Annotated in this window: 25 protein-coding genes; 12 read left to right on the plus strand and 13 right to left on the minus strand. The window is 33.5% G+C overall.

Annotated elements, in window-relative coordinates:
• The first annotated feature begins 4 nt into the window (after positions 1-4).
• Entirely contained in the window at positions 5-643 is a 639-nt protein-coding gene (locus tag STK_RS13520) for a hypothetical protein (RefSeq protein WP_010980542.1), read from the plus strand.
• On the opposite strand, the gene STK_RS13525 is transcribed toward STK_RS13520, so the two are convergent.
• A complete protein-coding gene (locus tag STK_RS13525; RefSeq protein WP_010980543.1) occupies positions 636-977 on the minus strand; it encodes a hypothetical protein in 342 nt (113 codons plus the stop codon). The two genes, STK_RS13520 and STK_RS13525, sit on opposite strands and share 8 nt — an antisense overlap.
• A gap of 73 nt (positions 978-1,050) precedes the next feature.
• Between STK_RS13525 and STK_RS14650 the strand changes: the two genes are divergently transcribed.
• Both STK_RS14650 and STK_RS15785 read left to right on the plus strand, forming a co-directional pair.
• The gene (locus STK_RS14650) at positions 1,051-1,725 is read left to right on the plus strand and encodes a hypothetical protein (RefSeq protein ID WP_010980544.1); all 675 of its coding nucleotides are present in this window, start codon (positions 1,051-1,053) and stop codon (positions 1,723-1,725) included.
• A complete protein-coding gene (locus STK_RS15785) occupies positions 1,726-1,962 on the plus strand; it encodes an endonuclease NucS (RefSeq protein ID WP_232616491.1) in 237 nt (78 codons plus the stop codon).
• Here STK_RS15785 and STK_RS13535 read toward each other — a convergent pair.
• A complete protein-coding gene (locus STK_RS13535) occupies positions 1,946-2,959 on the minus strand; it encodes a DEAD/DEAH box helicase (protein WP_010980545.1) in 1,014 nt (337 codons plus the stop codon). The two genes, STK_RS15785 and STK_RS13535, sit on opposite strands and share 17 nt — an antisense overlap.
• Positions 2,960-3,046: 87 nt before the next feature.
• The gene (locus tag STK_RS13540) at positions 3,047-3,628 is read right to left on the minus strand and encodes a hypothetical protein (protein ID WP_010980546.1); all 582 of its coding nucleotides are present in this window, start codon (positions 3,626-3,628) and stop codon (positions 3,047-3,049) included.
• A gap of 77 nt (positions 3,629-3,705) precedes the next feature.
• On the opposite strand from STK_RS13540, the gene STK_RS13545 reads away from it, so the two are divergent.
• Positions 3,706-4,560, plus strand: a complete 855-nt coding sequence (locus STK_RS13545; RefSeq protein ID WP_052846803.1) for a lysine exporter LysO family protein — start codon at positions 3,706-3,708, stop codon at positions 4,558-4,560.
• Complete coding sequence (locus STK_RS13550; RefSeq protein ID WP_010980548.1) at positions 4,560-5,678, plus strand: MFS transporter; 1,119 nt, start codon at positions 4,560-4,562, stop codon at positions 5,676-5,678. Before STK_RS13545 ends, STK_RS13550 begins: the two co-directional genes overlap by 1 nt.
• Before the next feature lie 101 nt (positions 5,679-5,779).
• Here STK_RS13550 and STK_RS13555 read toward each other — a convergent pair whose 3' ends face one another.
• A complete protein-coding gene (locus STK_RS13555; protein ID WP_010980549.1) occupies positions 5,780-6,337 on the minus strand; it encodes a zinc ribbon domain-containing protein in 558 nt (185 codons plus the stop codon).
• Between the two features lie 75 nt (positions 6,338-6,412).
• Between STK_RS13555 and STK_RS13560 the strand changes: the two genes are divergently transcribed.
• Both STK_RS13560 and STK_RS13565 read left to right on the plus strand, forming a co-directional pair.
• Entirely contained in the window at positions 6,413-7,324 is a 912-nt protein-coding gene (locus STK_RS13560; RefSeq protein ID WP_232616492.1) for a sodium:calcium antiporter, read from the plus strand.
• A gap of 16 nt (positions 7,325-7,340) precedes the next feature.
• Entirely contained in the window at positions 7,341-7,685 is a 345-nt protein-coding gene (locus tag STK_RS13565; protein ID WP_010980551.1) for a YidH family protein, read from the plus strand.
• Here the strand turns inward: STK_RS13565 and STK_RS13570 are convergent.
• A complete protein-coding gene (locus STK_RS13570) occupies positions 7,668-8,528 on the minus strand; it encodes a translation elongation factor (RefSeq protein ID WP_010980552.1) in 861 nt (286 codons plus the stop codon). The genes STK_RS13565 and STK_RS13570 overlap by 18 nt on opposite strands.
• A gap of 462 nt (positions 8,529-8,990) precedes the next feature.
• Between STK_RS13570 and STK_RS13575 the strand changes: the two genes are divergently transcribed.
• From STK_RS13575 to STK_RS13590, 4 genes are read left to right on the plus strand one after another with little or no spacing between them, the layout of a single operon-like run.
• Entirely contained in the window at positions 8,991-9,191 is a 201-nt protein-coding gene (locus STK_RS13575; RefSeq protein ID WP_052846805.1) for a hypothetical protein, read from the plus strand.
• Positions 9,192-9,230: 39 nt separating this feature from the next.
• Complete coding sequence (locus tag STK_RS13580; protein WP_010980553.1) at positions 9,231-9,872, plus strand: IS607-like element ISSto13 family transposase; 642 nt, start codon at positions 9,231-9,233, stop codon at positions 9,870-9,872.
• Positions 9,844-11,082, plus strand: coding sequence for an RNA-guided endonuclease InsQ/TnpB family protein (locus tag STK_RS13585; protein ID WP_010980554.1), 1,239 nt, complete (start codon positions 9,844-9,846; stop codon positions 11,080-11,082). Before STK_RS13580 ends, STK_RS13585 begins: the two co-directional genes overlap by 29 nt.
• Before the next feature lie 51 nt (positions 11,083-11,133).
• Positions 11,134-12,591 carry a PQQ-binding-like beta-propeller repeat protein gene (locus STK_RS13590; RefSeq protein ID WP_010980555.1) on the plus strand — a complete coding sequence of 486 codons (1,458 nt, stop codon included), beginning with the start codon at positions 11,134-11,136 and terminating at the stop codon, positions 12,589-12,591.
• On the opposite strand, the gene STK_RS13595 is transcribed toward STK_RS13590, so the two are convergent.
• Genes STK_RS13595 through STK_RS13605 form a run of 3 tightly spaced genes read right to left on the minus strand, consistent with a single transcriptional unit; the run spans position 12,572 to position 14,636 of the window.
• Entirely contained in the window at positions 12,572-13,033 is a 462-nt protein-coding gene (locus STK_RS13595; RefSeq protein ID WP_010980556.1) for a hypothetical protein, read from the minus strand. The two genes, STK_RS13590 and STK_RS13595, sit on opposite strands and share 20 nt — an antisense overlap.
• 3 nt (positions 13,034-13,036) lie before the next feature.
• Positions 13,037-13,771, minus strand: a complete 735-nt coding sequence (locus tag STK_RS13600) for a hypothetical protein (RefSeq protein WP_052846806.1) — start codon at positions 13,769-13,771, stop codon at positions 13,037-13,039.
• A 1-nt stretch (position 13,772) separates the two neighbouring features.
• Positions 13,773-14,636 (minus strand): ABC transporter ATP-binding protein, encoded by an 864-nt coding sequence (locus STK_RS13605; protein WP_010980558.1) that lies wholly within the window; start codon positions 14,634-14,636, stop codon positions 13,773-13,775.
• 140 nt (positions 14,637-14,776) lie between these two features.
• Here STK_RS13605 and STK_RS13610 point away from each other — a divergent pair, with 140 nt between their 5' ends.
• Positions 14,777-15,682, plus strand: a complete 906-nt coding sequence (locus STK_RS13610; RefSeq protein WP_052847040.1) for a hypothetical protein — start codon at positions 14,777-14,779, stop codon at positions 15,680-15,682.
• A gap of 24 nt (positions 15,683-15,706) precedes the next feature.
• Here the strand turns inward: STK_RS13610 and STK_RS13615 are convergent, their stop codons facing one another.
• From STK_RS13615 to STK_RS13635, 5 genes are all read right to left on the minus strand, one after another.
• Positions 15,707-18,673, minus strand: coding sequence for a thermopsin family protease (locus STK_RS13615; protein ID WP_010980560.1), 2,967 nt, complete (start codon positions 18,671-18,673; stop codon positions 15,707-15,709).
• 577 nt (positions 18,674-19,250) lie between these two features.
• Complete coding sequence (locus STK_RS13620) at positions 19,251-21,197, minus strand: APC family permease (RefSeq protein WP_010980561.1); 1,947 nt, start codon at positions 21,195-21,197, stop codon at positions 19,251-19,253.
• 130 nt (positions 21,198-21,327) lie between these two features.
• Positions 21,328-22,848, minus strand: a complete 1,521-nt coding sequence (gene gapN / locus STK_RS13625; protein WP_010980562.1) for an NADP-dependent glyceraldehyde-3-phosphate dehydrogenase — start codon at positions 22,846-22,848, stop codon at positions 21,328-21,330.
• Between the two features lie 28 nt (positions 22,849-22,876).
• The gene (gene kdgK / locus STK_RS13630) at positions 22,877-23,812 is read right to left on the minus strand and encodes a bifunctional 2-dehydro-3-deoxygluconokinase/2-dehydro-3-deoxygalactonokinase (RefSeq protein ID WP_010980563.1); all 936 of its coding nucleotides are present in this window, start codon (positions 23,810-23,812) and stop codon (positions 22,877-22,879) included.
• A gap of 42 nt (positions 23,813-23,854) precedes the next feature.
• Complete coding sequence (locus tag STK_RS13635; protein ID WP_052846807.1) at positions 23,855-24,727, minus strand: bifunctional 2-dehydro-3-deoxy-phosphogluconate/2-dehydro-3-deoxy-6-phosphogalactonate aldolase; 873 nt, start codon at positions 24,725-24,727, stop codon at positions 23,855-23,857.
• Positions 24,728-24,747: the final 20 nt, after the last annotated feature.

Raw genomic sequence — 24,747 nt, forward strand, 5'->3', positions numbered from 1 at the left:
TAAGATGATAAGGATTGGAAAAATAGGAAAAGATGAAGAAGAGTATTATTTCGCTTTTGATAATGGAAAATGGAGGCAAATTAAAGTCAAAAATAAGATATGGCGTTCTATGAAGGGTTTAAAATATATGGAGGGAGAAATAGATGAACAGAATGGGACTATCATAAAAAGAATATATAAACATGATGAAAGGATTTTCGTAAATTATTATGTAATTTATAATGGAGATTTAAAAGAACTAGAATTAAATTGTGAAGAAAAAGATAAAATCTTTGAAAAAATTCTTTATGTTTGTGATTATGAAAATAAAATAAAATTTTATCAATATGAAGGAAACCTTTTTGAGGATAAGATACAACTACAAAATTATATTTACAATAAGTTGAAAAAAGACTTTGACAATGAACTCATAAAGGTTGAAGGAAAAGTTAAAGTTGAGACGGACAAGGCGTATCTTTTCTCTATTAAGGGAAAGGAAATTTGGATTCCAAAGAGCATTTGTACTTTAGGAGAAGGTTATATTGAAGTACCACTTTGGTTTGCAAAAAGTAAATCATTAATAAGTAACAAAGAGTACAATCAGATAATTAATGAGAAGATGAAAAAGTACGAAAGCGAACTAAGTAAAATAGTCTTCATTTAATGAAATGATGTTTCTCATCCTCTACTATCTTAGCTATCTCTCCATTTATCTCAAAGTTTTTATAGTAAAAATCCAAGGCTTGAGACTCTACTTTATTCACTACTCTTCGTATTACAGCCATACCCATTACTCCTATTAATATTCCTACAACAACGAGAGTATAATAAACTGGTTTTTCCAGCAAACTCCTCTTAAACTTCCTAAAATATTCCCAATGTGAAAGTTCATTTTCATACGCTATACGAAATCTTTCCTCTTTTCTTATTATATAAATCCCTTTTGCTAAGCCAGTAGCTCCAGCTTCGCCTAATAAAGCAAGAAAGTGCTTGTCCATGGGAAACTTTTAGATAACTGAGTATAAAAAGAAGTGTAAACATTTTTATTTTATGCTACAAGGATGATAAGTAATGAGTATCGATGAGATAATTAATAACCCAGAGATATTCAACAAGTTAGTTTCAAAAGTCTATGAACAAATTAAAAATGATATCATAATAAAAAGATTAGATAGTATAGAGGAATTAGCCAGAACTACATATGATCATGTAGTTCTTATATGGGAAAAATTAGCAGATATTGAAAGTAAAATACAAAAATCTTATGAAATAATGGAAAATTATTCAAAACAGTTCTACGAAATTAATAAGAGGCTTGAAGAGTTAGAAAAGATTCTTCAAGATCATTCTAAGAGGCTTGAGGAAATAGAGAAGGCTCTTCAGGAACACTCTAAATTACTTGAGGAGATGAATAAAGTATTGTTAGAACATACTAAACTTCTTGAAGAGCATTCTAGGAAATTTGATGAGGTAAATAAGAGGCTTGAGGAGCATAATAAAATTCTCATGGAGCATGCGAAGATAATAGAAGAGCTTGTCAAGTCGATCGGAGAATTTAAGGATTATGTGGATAAAAGATTTACAAGACTAGAAATAATGTTTAACTCATTTACGTCTAGGGCAGGTCACTACGTTGAAAGAACCATGTTAGAGTTATACAAAGAGGGATTAATATTTCATGGCATTAATGCTTCAAATATTAAACATGGTTTTATAGAAAGTAAGAAGAAAGGAAAGAAGTACTAAGTGGATTTCTACGAGACTAATGATTATATTTACATTTTTGAGATTAAGAACTTGTGTGATGACACAGCAGCTATTGAGCAATTAGAGAACAGGAAGGAGGCTTTTGAAGAGAATTTTCCTGGGAAAAAGATTAAAATGTTTCTAGTTTGTAATTCAATACAAGATAAGATTAAGGAACTAGCAGAAAGTGAAGGTATAGTCGTAATAACTGGAAATGTGTTTACGCTTTCTGACTAACTTTCTTAACCTCTTTCTCCAACCAATACTCATTTAATATAAAAGTTATTGCCTCACCTTTCCTTCCCATTCTTCCAGTCCTTCCGATTCTGTGTATATAGGTTCTTAAATCCTGTGGTGCGTCAAAATTTATTACTTTTTCTACCAGTGGAATATCTAAACCTCTAGACGCCACATCAGTAGTTATTAACATGTCATATTCTCCTTCTCTAAATGCATCAATATTTCTATTTCTGACACTTTGTGGTAAATCTCCTCTTAACTCTATAGCGTTATCAAATAACCTAACTAGTTTTGCAACTCTGTTTCTTGTTCTTACGAAGACTATAACACCTTTATCTTTATTCTCTCTTAGAGCTTGAACTTTACTTCTCCAATCGTCCTTTACGTGAACAAATTTATGTTCTACGTTTGCCAATCCAATACAAGCCTCTATTTCTTCATAGTTAGTAATGAAATCTTTCACTACTTTTCTTATTTCCTCTGGTATAGTAGCTGAAAATAGTCCGGTAATCTTCCTGTTGCTCGTTTGAGCTAAGATTATCTTTATGTCATCAATAAAACCCATTTCAAACATCAAGTCAGCTTCATCAATTATCACAATTTCAAAAGATGATAGATCAATGACACCCTTACTCCACAAGTCAAGCAACCTTCCGGGAGTAGCTACAACAATATCAGCATTTCTAACTCTATTGATTTGTGCTTTGTATGGCATTCCGCCATAAACTTCCGCAACTTTAGTATCCATATATCTTCCTATATCTCTGATGTGAGAGGCCACTTGTCTTGTTAGTTCTCTTGTAGGTGTTACTACTAAACTTTTCATTCCTAGCTCAAGAATTGGTATAGCATAAGCTGCAGTTTTCCCGCTTCCAGTTTTTGCTCTCACTACAACATTTTTTCCTTGTAACATCAAAGGAATTGTTTTTGATTGAACTTCTGTAAAATTTTTGAAACCCATTTCTCTAATTGCTTGTTCTATTTTTTCATTCATAAGGTATAACTCACAAAAAGTAAAATATAAAATTATGCATTCCCCAGTTAAACATTGGAGTAAAACAATCTATTCTAGTAAAGTAGTTTAGTTTGCAAAAAGTAAATGAAGGTTTTTCCTTCTATACTCAAGAATCCTGGAACTTATGCTTATAAAATCAGTTATTTCATCATTATTTAAATTAAAGATATGCGCTACTTCGTTGGCTGTTTCTTTCAAGAGTATTTTAGTTTGCTCGCAATCCAAAGACCTTACTATCTCAACTCCTTCACTATAACTTTCTCTATCACTCCATAATTTGAACCTAGTCACGGGTCTATTTATTATCTCCACTACGTAATATAAGGGTTTCCAGGCTGATAATGAGTGCCCATGATCTATTATATAAGCTGTATTATTATTGTCCACCATTACATGCTCTTCCTTTAAGTCAATATTTAATAACCATTCCTCAAAAGCTAAAGCTCTTTTAATCTTATCTACATTTTTCGCTTTTCCATCTGATTTCTTTTGTAGAAGTTTCATTTTTAGACCTTCTTCTTTCGGAATTATTTCTAATACTGGCATGTCTAATACTCTCCCTATTCTTGATGAGAAGAGTTCTGCAATTACTTCATATTTTGTATTAATATCATTCTCTTTCTTGTATTTCTTAATGAAAAATTGCACTTGGGTTAAAAGTTTTGCAATCTTAAAAAACTTACTAAAAGATGAATATTTATACTCGTCCCTTACAATCCTACTTTATGTATTTTCTTGTTCTATTCATATTACTTTACCTTGTGTTTATCCTTGTAGGCAGATTTATTAAACTTCCTTCTATAATATCTGATGTTGTAATAGTTTCTTTAATATTTACAATTTCATTCTGGGGTGGTAATGAGGTTAGTGGATCCCAGATTTTATATATCTTATATACTTCATTGCTAACCTCTATTGTAGTAGTTACAATTACTTATTTACTAGGATTATTCCTTACCGTCTCAAGCAAATCGGAATGGAAGAAGATTGATTTTAAATCACAATTAAAATATATATTACCCTTGATATTAGGTCTTCTTTTAGGGTTCTTTATAAAGGTAAAGATAAATTTTAATGAGATAATTGATTACGAATTATATGCCTTAGTAATTGTTATAGGTATCCAAGTCGGTGAAAGTTTAAAGCTTGAGATATTAAAGAGAATTTCCGGATTAGCAATAGTTTCTATTTTAGTAGATGTTTTTGGAGCAATTATTTCAGCAATTCTTCTCTCACCTTTCTATCCTTTTAAAGAGATTTTGCTTACTACTCTTGGATCTGGATGGTATTCTTATACGGGACCATTTTTAGCAAAATATTATGGTCCGACAATCGGGGTTTTTGCTTTTCTAGTAAACTTTTTAAGAGAACAGTTAACTTTCCTTCTAATTCCATTATTTTTCAGAGTAAGAGCTTCTCCGATAGGGGCAATAGCTGTTGGTGGTGCTACAAGTATGGACGTTACCCTACCATTGTACGTTGATTTATTAGGTAACGAATATGCGATCGGAGCGTTGATAAATGGGCTAATATTAACGTTATTAGTACCCATATTATTACCCCTGGTGGAGGTCCTATAATGATGCTAAAGAAGATTTTCATAGTATTTATTTCATCTTTGTCATTCTTCCTATCATATTTCTCAAGAATAGCATGGAGTATAGTATCAGTGTATTCTTCATTAAAACCAACAGTCATTGAAGACGGTATAATATTCTCACTTTTCTTTATTGGTTATATTATAGTCCAAATACCAGCTGGAATTTTATCAGATTATGTTTCACCCAAAATTATAGCTCTTCTTAGCCTAGTAGGATTAGCACTATCATCTTTTATTTCTGGTATAGCATCAAATATACAAGAAGAATATTTCGGAAGTATTTTAATGGGATTATCAGCTGGATGGATATATCCAGTTACTATAAAGATTTTATCCCTAAGTTTTTCTAAGCAAGAACTGCCTGTTGCAATAGGTTATTATAGTTTAGCATGGCCACTATCTATAGTTCTAGCCGGGCTTATCTTACCATGGATAAGTATTAATTTTGGTTGGAGATCTTCTTACTATATTATTTCGTTTGTTTCTCTTATTACAGCCTTTATGTTTATCTTCATAAGAAGTAGAAAAGGAGAACAAAGTAAACGAGAAATAATTGTGAAGGACAAAAATGTGATTATTATAAGTTTAGCAGGTTTTCTATTCTTTTTAGCATATTGGATAATTACTTTGTATGCTTACAAGTACTTTTTGTTTATAGGCCTCAACGATTATTTGGCTGGTATTGCGTATTCTCTGCTTGCATTAGCTGGTATACCATCTACGATAATTGCAGGATATATTATAAGAAGTTTAGGAGTGAAGATTACACTTTCTCTTTTTGAGCTCTTTTACGGGACTTTAACCTTTTCTCTCTCTTTCCTTACTCTTCCAATTTACATAATGACCATATCAAGTATTATGGGGTTTGTTCGTTTTGTTATTACACCAGCTAACTCAACAGCGGTTTCCTTAATAGGTGGGAATAAGGCTGGTAGCGTAACAGGCTTTGCGAATTTCTTTTGGCAAAGTAGTGGAATTATAGCACCAATAGTAGCATCTTTTATAATCCTATCAATGGGTTATTTTTCTCTCTGGATAATAAGTGGTTTAATTATAATGATTTCATCGTTAATTTATTTTTCTCTTCTAAAAATTTAACTATCTTCTTATCGTCAAAACTGATTATACTAGAAGAATCATTTTTCTATGCGTTAATTTTCATAAACTTTCATATAATAAAACTTCTCTATAATAGAAAATTATTTAAAATTTAAAGCTCTTCCACAATGGGGGCAATATTTCCAGGTCCTTTCAACTCGCATTCCACAATGAGGGCATGAGTATTGGAAACCTTGATTTTCATAATACAGTATGATTTGTTGTACTCCACTAAGGATTTTATTCTCTTCCTCATAACTACCTAAAACGCTAGCCACATCAACTCCTGCTAAAGCACCTGAAAATAAAGCGAATAAGGAACTGTGTAAAAATTCATCAGTTATTCCTAGCCCAGTATTTAATCCAGCTCTTTCTAGCTCAACTCTCCCATTTGTTATACCACTTTCTATAAGGATAAAATTAGATGATTGACAAATCTTAATTGTATAATAATGGCTTCTAATACCTACTGCGTGAACTTGTAATACTATTATATTAGGACTATAAGTAGAATAAACTCTATATCCTTGTCCTCTTAAATAAAGGACTAAATCTTTACTTAACTCTTTTGTATTTAACGGTCTATAAAGAGGTAACTGTATTACTTTTGTGCCAATTCCTACGGGTTGGCAAATATAAGAATAAATTGGATTATTCACATAGAATATTTTTCAAAAAGAAGTATATAATCTTAACTAAAAGCTTATAGGGTATAGAATCAAATTTTTTATAGGTTGCTTCAGCTAATCATAATCTTTATCTTTCTGATCCTATCAGCTGAATTAATTTCTAGGGGAACTGAAAAACTAGAACCATTTATGGGACAAGGAATGGCTGGAGGTATTATAATGGGTTTATTGACAGCCTTACCAGAGACAATCTTTGTTATCGTGGCTAGTCTAAGAAATCAACCTTATGTAGCTTTGGGTTCAGCTATTGGGGGAAACGTTTTACTTTTCACATTTGGCATAGGTTTTCTAGGTATTTATTTCTATTTAAGATGGAGAAAAAATCTGAGTATTAATGAGGATTATTCTGTTGAAGAAAGATTCCTTATAATGACTACAATAGCTTTAGCAATCATACTCTTCTATGGTCATCTTAATGTATATACTGCAATTCCTTTACTAGGAATTTACTTATATTATGCAATATATAGGGTTAGGAAATTTGCAAAAGAGGATAGAGATATAAATGAGAAAGAGGTTCTGAAAGCAGCTATTTATTTAGTTATAGGGGCATTTATTCTCATCATATTTTCTGATCCTTTCGTAGAAGAATTAGCATCTTTATCTAAACAACTAGGAGTTCCAACTGTTTGGTTAGCCCTTATTATTTCACCACTAGCTGGTGAAATAGAAGAAACACTCTCAGCAATAAGATTAGCACACTCATATGAAGCTGGAGGATCTTTAGCCATATTTGATTTTGTTGGCAGTAAAATACAAAATGGCACAGTACTTCTAGGAATAATAGGCTTGTTTTCTGATATATCGATAATGCCTGGATTAAATGAACTCATAGCTACGTTAGTTGTTAATGTAATAGCCATAATGATTCTTATGGATAAAAAATTAGGAGTTAAAGAAAGCATAGTCTTGCTATTTCTTTATTTTCTAATAGCCACTATGACCTTATATCTATGAACAAAAATGTACTTTTATGAGTGCGAGTGATCATTTAGCAAACAAGAGGACATTTTTAGCATGGGTCAGAACAGCGATAGCCTTAATGGGTTTTGGTTTCGTAATTGCAAAGTTTCAAATTTTTCTTCACATCTTGGCACATCAACCCTTAACTTCAACAACTCTGTTAGGCGGTGTAATAATGATAATTATGGGAATAGCAACCTTGCTTTACGGTTTTTATGAATATATTCAGCAAGAAAAAGAGCTAGAACGAAAACAGTTCAGTCCTAGATTAACTCCAATGATTATTTACACATCTTTACTTACAGTATTGGCAATAGCTTTAGTAGTTAGCCTATACTTAAGTACTGGGATTTAATTCTGTGTATCCAAATACTCTAGGAGTTTTTGGTTTTGCATTAACGTTGATTATTATTCCCCTTTCTATTGTCTCTGGAATTTCTCCGTTTAAAACAATTTCGTCTCCGGAAATGCTACCCATCACTTTAAATCCTCCAGCTACCACATGAACGTTTTGTGCCTCAGAAGACCATTTAAACTTCATATATTTTACTCTATTAACGAGTTTAATCCCAGGTTTTATTAACGCAGTTACACCTTCAATATCTTCTAATTTAACATTTCTAAGTGCAAATCCTATCCTTGTACCGGGCAAAACACCTTCTTGGTCTTCATCAAGTACTTGTATGCTTTTTACTTCTACTTCTTTTTTCATCGGAAGAGCAATTAACTTATCATGAACATTTACTTGAGTTAAAGCAAAACCTAATACTACTACACCAACTCCCTTAACGTTAAATGTCCTATCAATATAAACATAACCTCTATCCTTTACCTCAACATCTTCCTCCTTAAATTCACTAACCATGGAGGAAATAGAAAGTTCTTTAAATACCTTGTTAAACGTCTCAGTGTCATCTGGCAAAACTATTCCTCTAATTCCAGAGGCTTCCGCCATTAATGCTAACTCACCTTCTACTGCAGTGATCTTTGGCATTCTAAGGTAGAAGAAACTTGATAGGGATAGAGCTTCAGCTTGATCAAGAATTTTTTGCGGAGAAGGAACTAGGATAGACCTAACTAAATCACCAATTTTCTTATAGTATATCTGGTTCTCAGTCTTCTTTCCTAGTTTCTCAGCTAAACTTAAGGCGTCTTTTTCATCTGATGAAAGCACTGTGATTATTGAACCCTTAAGCATATGTGTTAGTTATGTAACACGGTTAAATATTTGACTAAATTATATGCATCTTATAAGCTCTTAGTTATTAATCTAAAGTACCTCTTCATTATATGTCAAAACTCTTTATGCCCAATTTTATTATATATAGTAAAGCTTGTTATACTTTTTCTCCCTAATATAGGCATAACCAGGTTAAAGAGTTTAATATTTACCATCTTTGTGTTAAAATTTTCTAAGTTTTCATAAACTAAAGTAAAAATACCAGAATTTTATAGTTAATAAAATCTTTTTATATGTATAATTTTAATTAGATATGTACTATATTTACCAAATTTATGTTAAATAAGATATAATACACAAAATTTTCTAGTAAAATCTATAACTTTTGCTCTTTTTATATCATATTTATAAATTTTGTGTATAATGCTGTTTAACTAAAAGTTTAAAAATCGTATAATTCTCAAAAGATTTCGACCAAATATGGATGCAAAGATTTTAGGTGTAATATTACTTATTGTAGGGTTAATTATAGGAATAGGAGTAGGATATGTCATCCATCAACCTGTAACAACGACAAAAATAGAATATAAAACTGTAATTCCTTCTAGTATGATTAATGAAACAACTACAACACTCACTATGAAATCGCCTTTAACTGGGCTGAATCCTTCTTCATGTTAATAGAAATCTTTTTATATTCGTTTATTATCAACTAAATTTGTGGAGAGGCTGTTAAGACCTAAGGAGGCTTGCCAACTACTAGGAATTTCATACTCAACGCTCCTAAGGTGGATTAGGGAGGGCAAGATTAGGGCAGTAATGACTGAGGGTGGGAAGTATAGGATACCATACAGTGAGGTTAAGAAGTATTTGGAGAGGAGGGAGGAGATTAGGGCAGTAATTTACGCTAGGGTATCTTCAGCTAATCAAAAGGAGGACTTGGAAAGACAAATAAACTATTTAACAAACTACGCAACAGCGAAAGGTTACAAAGTAGTTGAAGTCTTGAAGGACATTGCTAGTGGGTTAAATACGCAGAGGAAAGGTCTACTAAAACTGCTCAAACTGGTCGAGAGCAGGAATGTCGACGTCGTTTTAATAACGTACAAGGACAGATTAACTAGGTTCGGGTTCGAATACTTAGAGGAGTTCTTTTCAGCCATGGGAGTTAGGATAGAGGTAGTTTTCGGTGAAGAGCCAAAGGATGCAACGCAAGAACTCGTGGAGGATCTGATCTCAATCATAACATCGTTCGCAGGGAAGATCTACGGGATGAGGAGCCACAAGAAGACGCTGTTTATACAAGGTGTAAAAAACCTAATAGGTGAGTTAAGTGGAGAGGACAGTAAAGTTGAGGGTTAAAGTAGATTACGAGACCTATAGAAAGTTGAAGGAAGTCGAAGAGGAGTACAGGGGGATATTAGCTAACGCAATCGAGTACGGGTTGAGGAACAACACTACCTCGTTCACTAAGATCAAGGCGGGCATATATAAAGCGGAGAGGGAGAAACACAAGGACATACCGTCACACTACATCTACACGGCTTGCGAGGACGCTAGCGAGAGGTTAAGCAGTTTCGAGAAAATGAAGAGAAAGGGTAGGGCTTATAGTGACAGACCAGAGGTAAGGAGGGTTACAGTACACCTAGATGACCACTTGTGGAAGTTCAGCCTCGATAGGATTTCAATTTCCACAAAGAGGGGTAGGGTTTCCCTATCTCCCATCTTCCCCAAGATATTCTGGAGGTATTACAATAACGGTTGGAGGGTTGCAAGCGAGGCTAGGTTTAAGCTCTTAAAGGGTAACGTGGTGGAACTCTACATTGTCTTTAAGAAGGATGAGCCTAAGCCTTACGAGCCTAAAGCATTTATCCCAGTTGATCTCAATGAGAATTCGGTCTCTGTATTAGTTGATGGGAAACCAATCCTTTTAGAAACTAACACCAAGAAAATTACGTTAGGTTATGAGTATAAAAGGAAGTGGATAACTGCTGGTAAGTCTACTAAGGATAGGGATACGAGGAGGAAGTTAAGGAAATTGAGGGAGAGGGATAAGAAGGTGGATATTAGGAGGAAATTAGCTAAGCTTGTTGTTATGGAGGCTTTGGAAAGTAGAAGTGCAATAGTTTTAGAAGACCTACCTAAGAGGGCACCAGAGCATATGATTAAGGACGTGAGGGACTCTCAACTTAGGCTAAGGATTTACCGTTCTGCATTTTCTTCCACAAAGAATGCCATTATGGAGAAGGCTAAGGAGTTTGGTGTTCCCATAATTTTGGTTGATCCAGCATACACTTCATCCACATGCCCAGTCCATGGGTCAAAAATCATTTATCGACCCGATGGGGGCTCTGCCCCAAGGGTCGGTGTCTGTGTGGTCGGAAAAGAGAGGTGGCATAGGGACGTTGTCTCACTATATAACCTCATGAGGAGGGCTGGAGATGTGAGCCCTATGCCGTTGGGCTCAAAGGAGTCCCATGACCCACCTACCGTGAAACTTGGTAGGTGGTTGAGGGCTAAGTCCCTACACCAGATCATGATTGAAGATAAAATGATTGAAATGATGGTATAGGGACAAACGGTAAACGAAGAAGTAACTGAAACTACTTATCAAAACTCAACTATGAAATGGTATCAGTACGTTTATTATAATTATGGTAATTGCTATTTACCATGGTGGACAATGGTAACTTATTATCCATCTAACTTACCAAAAGATCCTATAAATGAAGGAAATTGGACAGTTTATGCTTATCAGCAAGATCATGAATCAGTAATAAACATTAACTTCCCAGCAGAAAATTGGTCTTTTGAGCAAATGAATGCATTGCCACTGAATGCACCGTTCCCAGCATATAAGGCACTAGGAAATAGGACCGCTCCAGTTATTTTAACACAATTAGTTGGAGATGCTGTTGGTGTAACGTACTTTGATGGTATAATTTATGTTCCATCAGATGCAAATGAACTTTATGCAATAAATGCATATACTGGAAAACTCATATGGGAGGCAACAACAGCAAATTCTGTTATGAGTAATCCAATTGTAGTAAATACTTCAAGGGGCCCAATAGTTTATGTTTCAGTAGGTGATGCTGGCTTCTCAGCCTCTCATAGCATTTTTGCTGTAATTACTGGAAATTATAAGAATGTAGTAAGAGGTTATAGTTATGGTGCAGTTTATGCTTTTAATGCAACTAATGGTCAGTTATTATGGGTACATTTTGATGATGGCAACGTAATGCCAACACCAGCGTATATTGATGGATTACTAATCTATGGTGACGGCTCTGGTCACATTGTAGCTTTAAACGCAACTACTGGACAAGTAGTATGGAGAGATTATGTAGGGGTTTCTGCATTTGACTCTATGAGTTCAACTAATTATTATGTATTTCCAAACGGGACAACAATAGCAATAATGGGCTTTACTTTAGCTTTACCACCCTATGGCGAATTGATTGCTGTTAATGTTCAAAATGGTCAAATAGTTTGGGAATTCGCTTTACCTAAGGGATTTACACCATTTAACACTGGTATGGGTGATGTATCTCCAGCCGTAGATGAAGAAAAAGGAATTGTTGTACAAAGTACTATTGTTAACTTTAATAAAACAAATGAAACAGTAGGATTTGCAGTATTTGCATTAAACGCGACTAATGGTCACTTATTGTGGATAGAACAGTTAGTAAGGGGTTACGTACCACCCGCATTCAAAGGAGGAGTTCCAACGATTTATAATGGGGTAGTATACGTAGGAACACCAGTTGCAAATGAGTTATTTGCACTAAATGAAACTAACGGTAAGATACTATGGGTTGCTCAAATTCCTAATGTTCAAGGTCCGCCAAATGGTGCTGGTGGTGGTAGAGCTAACCCGGTATATGTCAATGGTTATATTATTGAGCCTGCAGGTGCATATATAGACGTTTATAATGCCTCTAATGGTCAACTAGTAAAAAGTTATTATGTAGGTGGAAGATTTGGAATAGTTAATGCAGTAGTTGTCGGGAGTACAGTGTTTGTAGACAATAGCTATAACTGGGTATTCGCGATTCCGCTTAATGAATTAATTTCCTAATCACGTAAATCACTAGAGAGAAGATTAATCCTATAATTCCTGAAAGATAGAGTATTTTTTGGTGTAAGACAATTCTCATTTTTTGTATCGACAGGACTAAAGTTACGTTGTATACAATATTTGTTGGTTTATTATTACTCTCATTAATCTCCTTTATTAGTTTAAACGTATAACTTCCAGGAGGTAGTGAGATAACGAATGGATCTATATTAGAGATATTCACTATAAAGTGGTTAGAACTAGATATAATCTCTATTTCTGAAACTATATTACTATTATTTTGTGTAAGCGTAATGCTATCTGATGTGACAAGCGGTGATATGTGCAGTTCATAACTATTACCAAAATTTATGGCAATATGGGTTGGATTATTTAAAGTTACTACTGACAAGCTAATTAATGTAAGAGATATTGAAGCTAGTAATAATTCCCATCTAATCATATCCTACACCTCTATTCTATGAAATATTATAAGTGATATGAAAAATAGGATAATAGATAAAAATCCATCAATTATCACACCATCCATTAAGTAGTTTAATAGTGTGTATGAAGGATTAAAAGAGTAGGCTAAAATTATCGGATAGGGATTCATAAATGAAGTTAAAGCTAAGAACGAAGAGTTTGATTCAATTAACGTATAATTCCCAAAGCCACCCACAATAAAAATAGATCCTAAAGTAAACAGTGAAGCTAAAGTTGATGCCCCATTACTCCTTAGTAATAAGGTATAAAACAAGATTACGGACGTCGAGAAGAAATAACCAGCGGTATATAACCACATAAGGGTTATAGTCAAAGTATTTATCATGTTAATATCTAGCAGATAAAAGATGTTAGAAATTAACCAAAAAAGATAAGGCAAGACTACATCTAATATATAACTGTATAAAAAGAATCGAATTCTTTTTATGGGCATCATTAAGAAGGATACAATGCTGCCATTAGTTAAATGATCCCCTAACACAAATATAATATTTCTTAAAGCTAGGGAAAACGTGACAGTTTCTGATAAATTGATAAGGGGTATGTAAGCAACAACCAGTGAATAGGGTTCAAAATCTCCCTTTTCTAGAAAAGCCGGAATAAATACGTAACCTACTAAGATCACCGGTAACATAAGTTGAAGAGTGGGATCTTTGTATCTCTCCTTAAAAAGTATCTTAAAAATCTCAAACATGTTAAACACCACTTAGCTTTCTAAAAACATCATCAAGACTCGCTTTTCTTATACTTAAAATTTCTATTTTTCCATCATCTAATAAATCCACTATTTCCCTCAAGTTTCCTTTTACTTTTATATAAGCTCCATCAAGAGTCGGGTTATACTTTGCCAAAATTTTTAAAGCTTTCTCTTTCTCCCTTACTAGTAACAAGATTTCGTTAGAGGAAATTTTTGCTTCAATATCGTTTATCTCTCCTGTTGCTGTTATTACTCCATTATTGATAAATACAATGTGTGTAATTACTTTCTCTAATTCAGAAAGTATATGAGATGAAATAAAGAAAGTTACATTATACTCCTTAACCATAAACCTTACTAACTCATAGAATTCTAATCTAGCTTGTGGATCTAAATTAGCTGTAGGTTCATCAGCAATAATTAACTCTGGATTTTTTAATAGAGCCGCAATTAATTGAATCTTTTGCGCTTGACCAGAAGAAAGTTGAGAAATCTTTTTCTTTAAATGTTCGCTTAAATTAAACTCCTTTATAAGTTTACTTAAATCTCCCTTAAATATAGAGTTTAGGTCACTCAAGTACTCTTCTACTGTATCATTAGGAGGATAAGGTAATTTTGTAAAAATAACCGATACTTTTCTTTTTAACTTAGGATTATCCCACGGATCTTCTTCAAGAACTCTAATAACTCCTTTATCTTTTCTAATTAATCCAGATAAGATCTTTATCGTAGTAGTTTTTCCAGAGCCGTTGGGACCAATAAATCCAGTTATAGAGCTTTGAGGAACAGTAAATGTGATGTTTCGTAAAACAGGTTTATTGTTGTAACTTTTATAAACGTTATATAGTTCGATAGCATGCACAGAAAATCTGTGGAGAAAAAACAATATAAAATTTTTCCATATTTGAAAGGAAATGAACTTTTAGTTTTTATTAAATTAAGTTAAAGCAATAAAAATGATGAAAGAAAACTTTTTATTCTTTCGGGCTACCCTAAAATATGATGATTAGTATAACCACACTCTTAAATCCACCCGAAGGTTTACCAGTAACAGAAATACTGCTATTATCATTAATATTGGGAATGCTACACGGTGCTACACCAGATGAACATACATGGCCCATAACCTTTAGTTATGCCATAGGTAAATATAGTACTAAAGGAGGAATGAAAGCTGGATTCTTATTTTCATTAGGATTCACAATACAGAGAGCATTTCTTACAACTTTAGGATTCATAGGTTTAGCTGCGATATATAAAGAATATAATTTAGATGGTCCAGTATATTTTATCGTAGGTTTAGTAATGGCTATTGCTGGATCTTATATACTTAAAGGAAAATATTTACATTTACCCATTGATAAACTACTTCATAAAGATATTCATCAAGAAGAAGAAAACATGCTAAGAGATGTACCACTAAAGATGACAATAGTTCATGGACTAATTGCTGGATTTGGATTCGGTGCTTATGCATCCATAATAACCTTTATTTTAGCTCCTCAATTACCTAGTATTTGGTATGCTCCATTGCCTGGATTATTCTTTGGCATAGGGACTATGATAATGCAAATAATTTTCGGAGCGATATTTGCTAACATTATGAAGCTTAAGAGAATGACTGAAGAAGAAATCAGCTACATCGCAAGAAAAACAGCAGGAAGAACATTATATTATGGTGGTTTAGTGTTTGTTATTGCTGGCCTACTTATCATAGCATTGCCTGCAATAGATAACTGGGCTATTTCTACTGGAAACCCAATTCCAAACTTAGATGCTATCGATATAGGCTTCTTACTAGTAGTTATTGTAGTAGGGTTGATAGGAATTACTAGCATAATATCATCTTATAGGGAAGTAGTAAGGACAAAACACGACAAGCAAGAGAAAGTAAAGGAAGCCAAGTAGGCTTTTTATATATCTTAAAAACTACTATTCTTTTTTGAATATTCTTATATTTGTTAAAATACTTATAAGAGCTAGAAGAAGAAACCCTATAGATACAATATTAATAAAGTTTATAGTATATACCGCTCTCTCAGTTATTGGTGAATGAACTATTATAGTGTATTTGTTTGGAACATTGTAAGTACCTATCCATTTAACAGTATAGTAGAATGGAGACCCAACATAAAGAGTTATCCCACTACCATTAAATGCCCAGAAACTTTTTCCGTTAATATTTACTAAGTATTCTGGTTCATAATTAACTGAAACAGTGAGGGGAGAAGTAACTCTAAAACTTAATAGTGTTGCATTGTATATAGAATAACGTACAGTATTATTAACGTAGTAACTTATATTTTCTATTATTATCTCGTCAAATTTATTATACCATCCTGTTATCAGTGTAGTATTAGTACCATTAACTAATGCGTAGACGGGATGATTACTTAAAATGACTAAGTAATATTGTATTCCCCAATCAGCTACATAGGTAAGACTTCCGCTAACAGTTATATTTTCTGGGTTAAGTAACGCAATTCTACTATAGCTGTTTATCATTTTATACTGGAATGGTATGATAATTGTCTCAGAATAGTTATACCATCCACTCCTTAATAAGACTTCACTCCCATTAATTTTACCCTCTAATTGGTACGTAGAATTAAAGTAAAGGAAATACTCAGTAATACTCTTAAAACTCACATTATACGGTGCTGTCACGTTGATTGATGTAATTGATGGAATATAGAGGATTCTCTCGCTAGAGGAAATGTATTTGTAATAAGTAGAATTTAACTTAATTATAGTATACATATTATACCAGTTGGATTTTAAAAGTTCTAAACTACCGTTTACTTCACCTAAAACGCTCATAGAGAAATTTACATAAAACTGAACACTAGCATATATCTTTACTACTAAAGGCGAATTTACTATTATTACTATCGGAGTCTTATTGTATATATAGACTCTCTCATATTTTCCAACGTATTGTGGATTTTGAGATATAACTATCTTCTCGGAAGCATTATACCAGCCAGTAGAAAATATGACACTTTCCCCCTCTATTGTAGCATTTACTGGGAAGCTTACTGTTACAAAGTACTGTGTTTGCCATTTTGCAGTGTAATTTATCGGTGAACTCACAACTATATTAGTAGGATTAAGTAATACCTCTCTTTGGGAATTAGAAACATAGTAAATTTGGGCTGGGATTATAATCTTTTCTGATGCGTTAAACCAATTCGATTTTAGAGTTGTATTTTCGTTATTTATCACTCCATTCAACGGATAGGTAGAATTTACGTTAACGTAATATTGTGTTTGCCATTTTGCAGTGTAATTCTCTGGTGAGTTGACTAGTATAGTGACAGGATTTAATAGTATTTCCCTAGTTTCAGTATTTACGTAGTAAATCTGAGATGGTATTTTTATTAAACAACTCTCATTAAACCAGTTAGAGTAAATTTGAACCTTAACGTTATTGATATAACCATAGAGGGGATACTGCGACGTAATCCCTATATAATATTGAAGTACCTCAGTTACATGTATCGAAATATTTTGGATAACGACTATTTCGGTGTAATTGGGAAAGAATGCGTATCTTTCAAGGGAATTTATATATGTGAAGTTCACTAATGGTAACTGAATAATTGTACCGTAGTAATAATAACCGCTTTTAACTAGCATCGATGTACCATTAACTATACCCCACATCGGTATATTTATGTAGACATAGAACTTTTTATGTAAAAACTTATAGTGCACTATCAGCTGGAAATAGTTATTAGACAATGTGAATGTTGTAGTACTCGTATTATACTCTTCATTAGTGTAAGGTTCTACTACATTTATCTCATAAGGTTCTATTACACCGTTATTCGTCTTTACTGGATAGATAGTTACTGTGATTGGATTAGGAGAAGTAAATGAGATGTAATATGGCAACCCAAAATTATCACCGTATTCCTTAATACTATTGTAGGTAAAATTATATCCGTCAATATTATAAGTAGAGTTAGCTAAAACTGTCACTTCAGTCCAGCTTGGTAATAATGGTGCTGAATAATTAGTCAATAAAGTTGGGTTAGGTGTACCAACACTTACCTCAACTAAACCATCAGAAGCTAAATATGCAGACAAATCTGATGCCGATTCTTGGGTATCAAAACCGTAATTGTAAATAATAGGAAACGGAGAGTATAACTCTGGTTTCACTTGGTAAAATATTGCTAAGTCAGATTCCATATTAGTAAAAGCAACTGATTGGCCATTTCCACTCCCACCCCAAACTAGTTCAACACTATATGGCAATCCAACCCCCGTATATGAGGGGGAAACATAAATACAAGCGTTTTGAAGATTTGGCACATTTATTGTTATCGTATCATATGTATTTGAGGTCGGATCACTCAAATTTCCATATCCAATACTAACGTAAATATAGGGTGAAGAATAAGAAATTGAGATGAAAAGTATGTAGGTCAATGGTAATGAGTAAGACTGGTAAGGCGTTGAGTATGAGTAATAATTTACTATGTGGCCATTAATATCAGTTGAGTAAACCTCACCTTTCCCAGATATTAAGTTAGGATTAATGCTCGCATATGAGTACGTAAAGTTCCAAATTTCGTCGGTGAAGTTAAGCTCTTGCTTGTTAAACTCTATTATATTTTGTACCCAGAAGTCTAGTATTTCACCGTAAATATTTGTAGCTTTAATAACGGCGTTAAACTGTAGCGAGAATGGAGAAGAGGACGATAGACTAAAAACTTCTACATATCCAAGTACCTCATTGGTTGATATAGAAAGTGAGGAGGAACCGATGCTTGAAACACCCATTGCATATTGTGATGAAGCATTATATCTGGGAATAAAACCTATGCCAGTTGTTAAATTTACCGGTAATAAAGAGAATAATATTATTGCTAATAGAATTATCGACTTCATTAACTCTAAATAATTATAAAGGGATTAAAATATTTTAAGAATGATATAATGAAAAGTAGAAGTCTTTTTAAAATTAGTAAGTGTTATCTATATCTATATCTCTCTCAAAAATACATAAAATAAAGTTCCAGAGAAAGATGAATCCCTTAAAATGTAATTAATATCTTAAGGGGAAATTGTTACGTTCACGTTATATCGACAAGAAACCTTGTAACTAAATATATCCTAAATGCCTGCATAGAATTGGAATAAATGAAAAGCATTTACTAGCTCATAAATAAATGCCTTTGATTTTTTATGATAAGGAGTAATATTAAACTACTAATTACGGTTCAGAATGAAAGTATTTATTATCTCAATAGCTGTTAAAACTATGCAAATAATTCTTCAGCTATGATGACAAGCTTAGATAAAAGTCCCTAAAATCAGCGCTACAAGGATAAATATCAACAAAAATATGAAAATCATAAGAATTATATCGCTAACTAAAGGCTTTAAATACAATAGAAAGGTAAACAATCTTACAATAATTGTTGGCAACATTATAAATAAAAAAAGATAATTGGCTTAAAATATTTTACACTGCCTCCTCTTTGGTTGCTTGAATTATATCTTCAATTGCCTGAGTTCTAAAACCACTTCTTACAGCCCAGAAATACCCAATAAGTACTACAATAGCAGCAACTATTGTATCATATGGGAATGGTATTACAGTGTATAATCCAAAACCTCCAAAATATGATACTATATAAATCGCTAAGATAAAGTAAATTAACCACCATCCAGCGTTAATCTCTTTCTTTACATCTGAAGGTACAGTTTTTAATAAGAAGATCATATCACCAATTAACATAGCAGCAATTACCACTATGTATATTGTAAAGAAGAGATTATTAGCAGCAGAAAGTCCGCTTGTTTCATTGAATAATAGGAGTCCCATTCCTAAGTTTATTGCTAAATTAATGACACCTACAATTATTGAGACTACCTTATTTATACCTAACATTTTATCTGCATAGAATATAAAGAATAATGGAAGTCCTAGGAATACTCCAGTAAATACGTAAAATAGTACAGCGAAGCTTGACCAGTAAACTATTAAACCGGCAGCTAATGTTGCTATAGCTCCAATTATTGGTGCAGCTGGTAATTTAAATGGTCTATTTAGTTCTGCAGCATGTTTCCTTAAAACCGTGAGTCCAATACCACCCATAATGTAAGTTAGTACTGTTGCAGAAGATATGAAACCTACTAAGGCATACCATGATGGGAACGGCAATAAGAATATGAAACCTATTATTAATGCTGCAATTAAAGAGTAAGTCGGGATTTTAGTTTTTCCAATTTTTAGAAAGATTTCTGGTAAATAGCCATTACTAGCAAAGGCGTATAGTGTTCTAGTAGAAGTCCCAGTATAAATCCATCCAGTCCCAGATGGTGATACTACAGCGTCAATAGTTAATAAAACTGCTAGTGCAGTAAAGAATGCTGCTGCTAACCCAGAAACTGATGCTAATCTAGAAAGAACTAAGAATGGGCCTGCAGATATTGGGACTCCAGAAGCTGTAACAGCCGTTGATAGTGCTGACCAATTCCCAGGTGTTACTGGAACTAGTTTTCCAGATTCATTAAGATATAATTTATTCCAATCAATACCGCCAACAAATGCAACTTGAAGTAATGTATATAATACGATAGCTATAAGTAATGATCCTATTACTGCGAATGGTATATCCTTCTTTGGATTTTTACCCTCTCCGCCGTACTCTACAGCTTGCCTAAACCCTAAATAAGAGAAAATTACTCCAGTACTAGGAATAGCGTAAAGAACTGCACTAAATCCATAGATTCCAGAAGAACCTCCTTTTACGTACTCAGCTGAGGGTAAGAATCCTCCACCTAGAGAAAAGTTAGCAGAATGTAAATCTAACGCTAGTAATGCTAGAAAAGTTATTGTTGGTATAAGTAATTTCCACCAGCCAGCACCATGAGTTACTTTACCTAAAATGTTTACACCGAAGTAATTTAGGAAGAAGAACAAAATTAGTAATAGTCCAGCTAATCCTATGCCTAATGGTGTTAAAATAGTTACTGTTGTTCCATCAAAAGTTCCAGTAGTAATTAGCTGGGGATAATAAGAACCTATATACTCTATTGCTGCTGCTGCCTCAATAGCCGGTACAGAAGCAGCAGACAAGAAGTATGCCCATGTAATTAAATATCCTACTAATCCTCCATGAGTATAGTGCGGATATCTTGTTATTCCTCCGCTCTTTGGTATTGCAGCTCCAATTTCAGCATAAACTAAACCTATAAACATTACTAGAATACCAGCGATAATCCAGCTTAGTATAGCTGAAGCCCCAGCGTAAGTTGCAGTTGCAAGAGATGCAAATAACCATCCAGATCCTATAATTCCTCCTAATGATAAATACAGTAATTCAAATTTTCCTAAACTTCTTCTAAGTTGCCTATCTGAAGAAATACCTAAATCTCTTGCCCCTTTAGTTTCTCTTTCGCTCATTTCAATCTATATACATCTAGATACTTTATAAATTTTCATGTACTGAACATGATAAATTATGTAGATTTAAATCAAAAAATGGATTTAAAATAAAACCCAATTTAACATTCTAATTGTTTGGTTAAAAACTTTACAAGTACTCCCATACACCTTTACCGCGGTAATTGTATACAATAGTCTTGTACGCTGTTACATTCTCAATTGTATACCCAATACCCTCTCTTCCAATCCCTGAATCCTTTCTTCCACCAAATGGGAAATAACCAATTCCATGTTTCGGGTATTCATTAACATATACAGCACCAACTTCAAGCATTCTAATTAGCTTTCTTATCTTTGTAATATCATTACCAAATATTGCAGCATCTAAACCATATCTTCTTCCATTACTAAGTTCAATAGCCTCATCTATGTTGTTAACTTTAGTTATTACAGCAATTGAAAGGAAAACTTCTTTTTTATAGAGATATAAATCCTTAATCTTCTCTTTATCAATCTCAATTAGAGTCGGTTCTATGTAAGTTGGTCCAAGTCTCTTTCCCCCGTAAAGTATATTCCCTCCTTTTTCTACAGCGTCTTTCACAGCATACTCAAATTCATCAACAGTTCTTGTATCAATAATAGGTCCCATTACAGTATCTGCTTCTCTTGGATCACCAACTTTCACTTTCTTTAACTCTTCTACAATATAATTCTTTAATTCTTCATATACTTTTGGCTCAGCAAATATGAATTTTATTGAATCACATCTTTGTCCAGAGTAACTTGTAATACCAGTAACAATTTTCTGTGCTGTAGTCTTTGGATCCGAATCATCTAAAACTATTGCTGGATCACCTCCACCTAACTCCATGACATATTGTTTAAGTCCAGCAACTTTCATTACATGTTCTCCAGTCTCACTGCTTCCCGTTAATGAGATTACTGATATGCGTTTATCAGCAACTATCTTGTCCATTTCACTTCCCGGAACAGCAATTATTGCTAAGGCCTCTTTTGGAAAACCAGCAATTTCTAATAGTTTAGCCAACATAATTGCTGGTAAGGGAGTTGAGGAAGCTGGCTTTAACATAAACGCATTTCCAGCTACCGTAGAGTAAACAAGTTTGTTTACAATATCAAAAAGAGGATAATTAAATGGAGTTATTGCTAAAACCACACCTAATGGTTCTCTTCTAATTATTGCTTCAGCTTCCAAACTTTCGCTACTCCAATCTCCTGGAACATATTCACCATAAAGTTTTCTAACGTCTAAATCGGCTCTTATGAGCCTCTCTATAGCAGCATTAACTTCTCCTTGAGCTGCACTCTTAGTTTTACCATTTCCTATCATTAGAACCTCAACAAAATCTTCCCTATATTTCTCTATTAGATCAGCAAGAGTGTGATATATTTTAAGTCTCTTTTCGCCAGGAAGATCTCTTATTGCCCATCTGCCTTTACTATAGAGAATTGACAGTGTGTTATCTACCATTTCATAATTCAACTTCGGTACTCTAGCATAGACAGTTAGATCAATTGGTGACTTTATGTTCTCAATCTCTTTTGAACCAACCCATTCTCCAACTAGATACGTCTTAAAAACTGGTATACCGTCAGAATCAATAGTGTATATATCTTTAAATCCAGTTAATTCTTTTAGAGTAACCATAATATACTATTCTCTTCTTTGATTTTTATTATTTTTTCATTTCTCTTAGAAACGTTTCTATGTCCTTAGTTGTTGGAAGATTCTCTTGATCACCTCTTATCATAACGTTTAAGGTAGAAGCTACAATAGCGTAATCTAAAGCCTTCTCCATCTCAAAGCCTTTATAATACAATGAGAGGAATGTTCCCCCTAACGCGTCACCGGCACCAGTAACATCTTCTACTGGGACTTGATAACCAGAGGAATAATACTTCTTACCATCATAGTACACTATTGCTCCTTTAGGACCAAGTTTCATCACTATAATTTCGGCATAATCCGAAAACGCCTTTGCAGCCTTATCTGGATCACTCTCACCTAGAATAATCTTAGAATCATCAGTGTCAGTAATGAGAAATTTTAGATGAAATTTGGACAATAGCTTAAGAATTTCTCTTTTTGCCTCTTCAGCAGACCATAATTTTAGCCTTATATTTGTGTCAAATGATCTATTTGAGGCAATTTCAAATGCTTTATATACAGCTTCCTTAGCTGTAGAAGAAATTGCTAGAGTGATACCAGAAGAGTGAACTAAATCAGCTGACTTAACATACTCCTCATCAACATCTTCTGGTGATAGTTTACTTCCAGCACTTCCCTTTCTGTAATATATTGACTCGCTCTTTAAAGGGACTGGGTAGTGTCGTTGAATAAAAAATATTCCAGTTGGTGCAGAAGGATCGATTTTCATGTGAGAGACATCAACACCTTGACCTCTTAACCATTCAATAGCATTATAACCAAACTCATCATCACCAACCTTTGCAATAATTCCACACTCATTACCTTGCTTAATAAATGCTACACAATAATTAGCCTCACTGCCAGCAACATGTTTTTCAAAATAACTTACATGCCTTAGGGGACCTGGTGATAATGCATTAAATTCAATTAGAATCTCTCCTAAAGTAATCAGTTTAGCCATCAGATAAAGATATAAAAAACAAGACTTTATTGTTTTTCTCTTTTACGAAACAGCTCTTTCTATTTCTTTCTTTACGGGTTGAATCTCACTTAACAAGGCTTTAACTTCATCCTCTTCTAAAGGAAATATAGGTCCTCTAGGATAGCCAACATCATAGCCTAAAAACTCCTTCACTAGATAGTAAATGGCTGATAGCTGTCCATACTTTCTACTTATATCAAGGGCCTTGTTTATTAATTTCTGTAATTCTATTGCTTTACTTACTTGTCCAGAAGTGATATGCTCTTTCATCTTTTTCATTACATGAGGTAAGTAGTTTGAGGCTGCAGTTACACTTCCATCTAATGAAGTCAGTGAATAAAAGACTAAAGAATCAGAACCATTATATACTTTTAAGTTAGGCATTAGAATCTTATACTCCAATGAGTGGGAAAGATCTTGATTAGTATCCTTTAAACCTGTAATTAAGTCCTTCATTTGATATACTATCTTTGCAGAAATATCATAACCAGTCGCTAAAGGATAATTGTAAATGTATAGCGAGTGAGGGGAATAGTTAGCTATTGTAGTAAAGTATTTTAGTAAGAACTTTTCTGGTAATCTTGGAAAGTAGAAAGGTGGATAAGAGGCTATTCCAACGATATCAAAATCTTTTGAAGCCTTAACTAGATCAATTACATCATTTATATTTAGGCTACCAACTTGAAATATTACCTTATTTGTAACATCATAGATTGTCTTTAAGGTTGTAAGCTTCTCTTCTTTCGAAAGTGCCGGTCCTAATCCAGTAGTTCCGTTAACGAAAAGTAAGTCAATTCCATTATCTATTAAGAATTTTGCGTGTGCTTTTAGTTTCTCTACGTCTATTTTCCCTTCCTTAGTGAATGGAGTAAGAATAGGTGTTACAATATCCATACTTAAAATTTTGAACACTC

Origin of the sequence: Sulfurisphaera tokodaii str. 7, assembly GCF_000011205.1 — an archaeon.
Lineage (GTDB): Archaea > Thermoproteota > Thermoprotei_A > Sulfolobales > Sulfolobaceae > Sulfurisphaera > Sulfurisphaera tokodaii.

Bases quoted from the DNA above. Each gene is read 5' to 3' on its own strand.
- STK_RS13635 (WP_052846807.1), bottom strand. From the start codon at position 24,727: ATGGATATTGTAACACCTATTCTTACTCCATTCACTAAGGAAGGGAAA.
- STK_RS13565 (WP_010980551.1), top strand. From the start codon at position 7,341: ATGAGTGCGAGTGATCATTTAGCAAACAAGAGGACATTTTTAGCATGG.
- STK_RS13520 (WP_010980542.1), top strand. From the start codon at position 5: ATGATAAGGATTGGAAAAATAGGAAAAGATGAAGAAGAGTATTATTTC.
- STK_RS13550 (WP_010980548.1), top strand. From the start codon at position 4,560: ATGATGCTAAAGAAGATTTTCATAGTATTTATTTCATCTTTGTCATTC.
- STK_RS13600 (WP_052846806.1), bottom strand. From the start codon at position 13,771: ATGTTTGAGATTTTTAAGATACTTTTTAAGGAGAGATACAAAGATCCC.
- STK_RS13525 (WP_010980543.1), bottom strand. From the start codon at position 977: ATGGACAAGCACTTTCTTGCTTTATTAGGCGAAGCTGGAGCTACTGGC.
- STK_RS13570 (WP_010980552.1), bottom strand. From the start codon at position 8,528: ATGCTTAAGGGTTCAATAATCACAGTGCTTTCATCAGATGAAAAAGAC.
- STK_RS14650 (WP_010980544.1), top strand. From the start codon at position 1,051: ATGAGTATCGATGAGATAATTAATAACCCAGAGATATTCAACAAGTTA.
- STK_RS13620 (WP_010980561.1), bottom strand. From the start codon at position 21,197: ATGAGCGAAAGAGAAACTAAAGGGGCAAGAGATTTAGGTATTTCTTCA.
- kdgK (WP_010980563.1), bottom strand. From the start codon at position 23,812: ATGGCTAAACTGATTACTTTAGGAGAGATTCTAATTGAATTTAATGCA.
- STK_RS13610 (WP_052847040.1), top strand. From the start codon at position 14,777: ATGATTAGTATAACCACACTCTTAAATCCACCCGAAGGTTTACCAGTA.
- gapN (WP_010980562.1), bottom strand. From the start codon at position 22,848: ATGGTTACTCTAAAAGAATTAACTGGATTTAAAGATATATACACTATT.
- STK_RS13590 (WP_010980555.1), top strand. From the start codon at position 11,134: ATGAAATGGTATCAGTACGTTTATTATAATTATGGTAATTGCTATTTA.
- STK_RS13575 (WP_052846805.1), top strand. From the start codon at position 8,991: ATGGATGCAAAGATTTTAGGTGTAATATTACTTATTGTAGGGTTAATT.
- STK_RS13535 (WP_010980545.1), bottom strand. From the start codon at position 2,959: ATGAATGAAAAAATAGAACAAGCAATTAGAGAAATGGGTTTCAAAAAT.
- STK_RS13545 (WP_052846803.1), top strand. From the start codon at position 3,706: ATGTATTTTCTTGTTCTATTCATATTACTTTACCTTGTGTTTATCCTT.
- STK_RS13595 (WP_010980556.1), bottom strand. From the start codon at position 13,033: ATGATTAGATGGGAATTATTACTAGCTTCAATATCTCTTACATTAATT.
- STK_RS13615 (WP_010980560.1), bottom strand. From the start codon at position 18,673: ATGAAGTCGATAATTCTATTAGCAATAATATTATTCTCTTTATTACCG.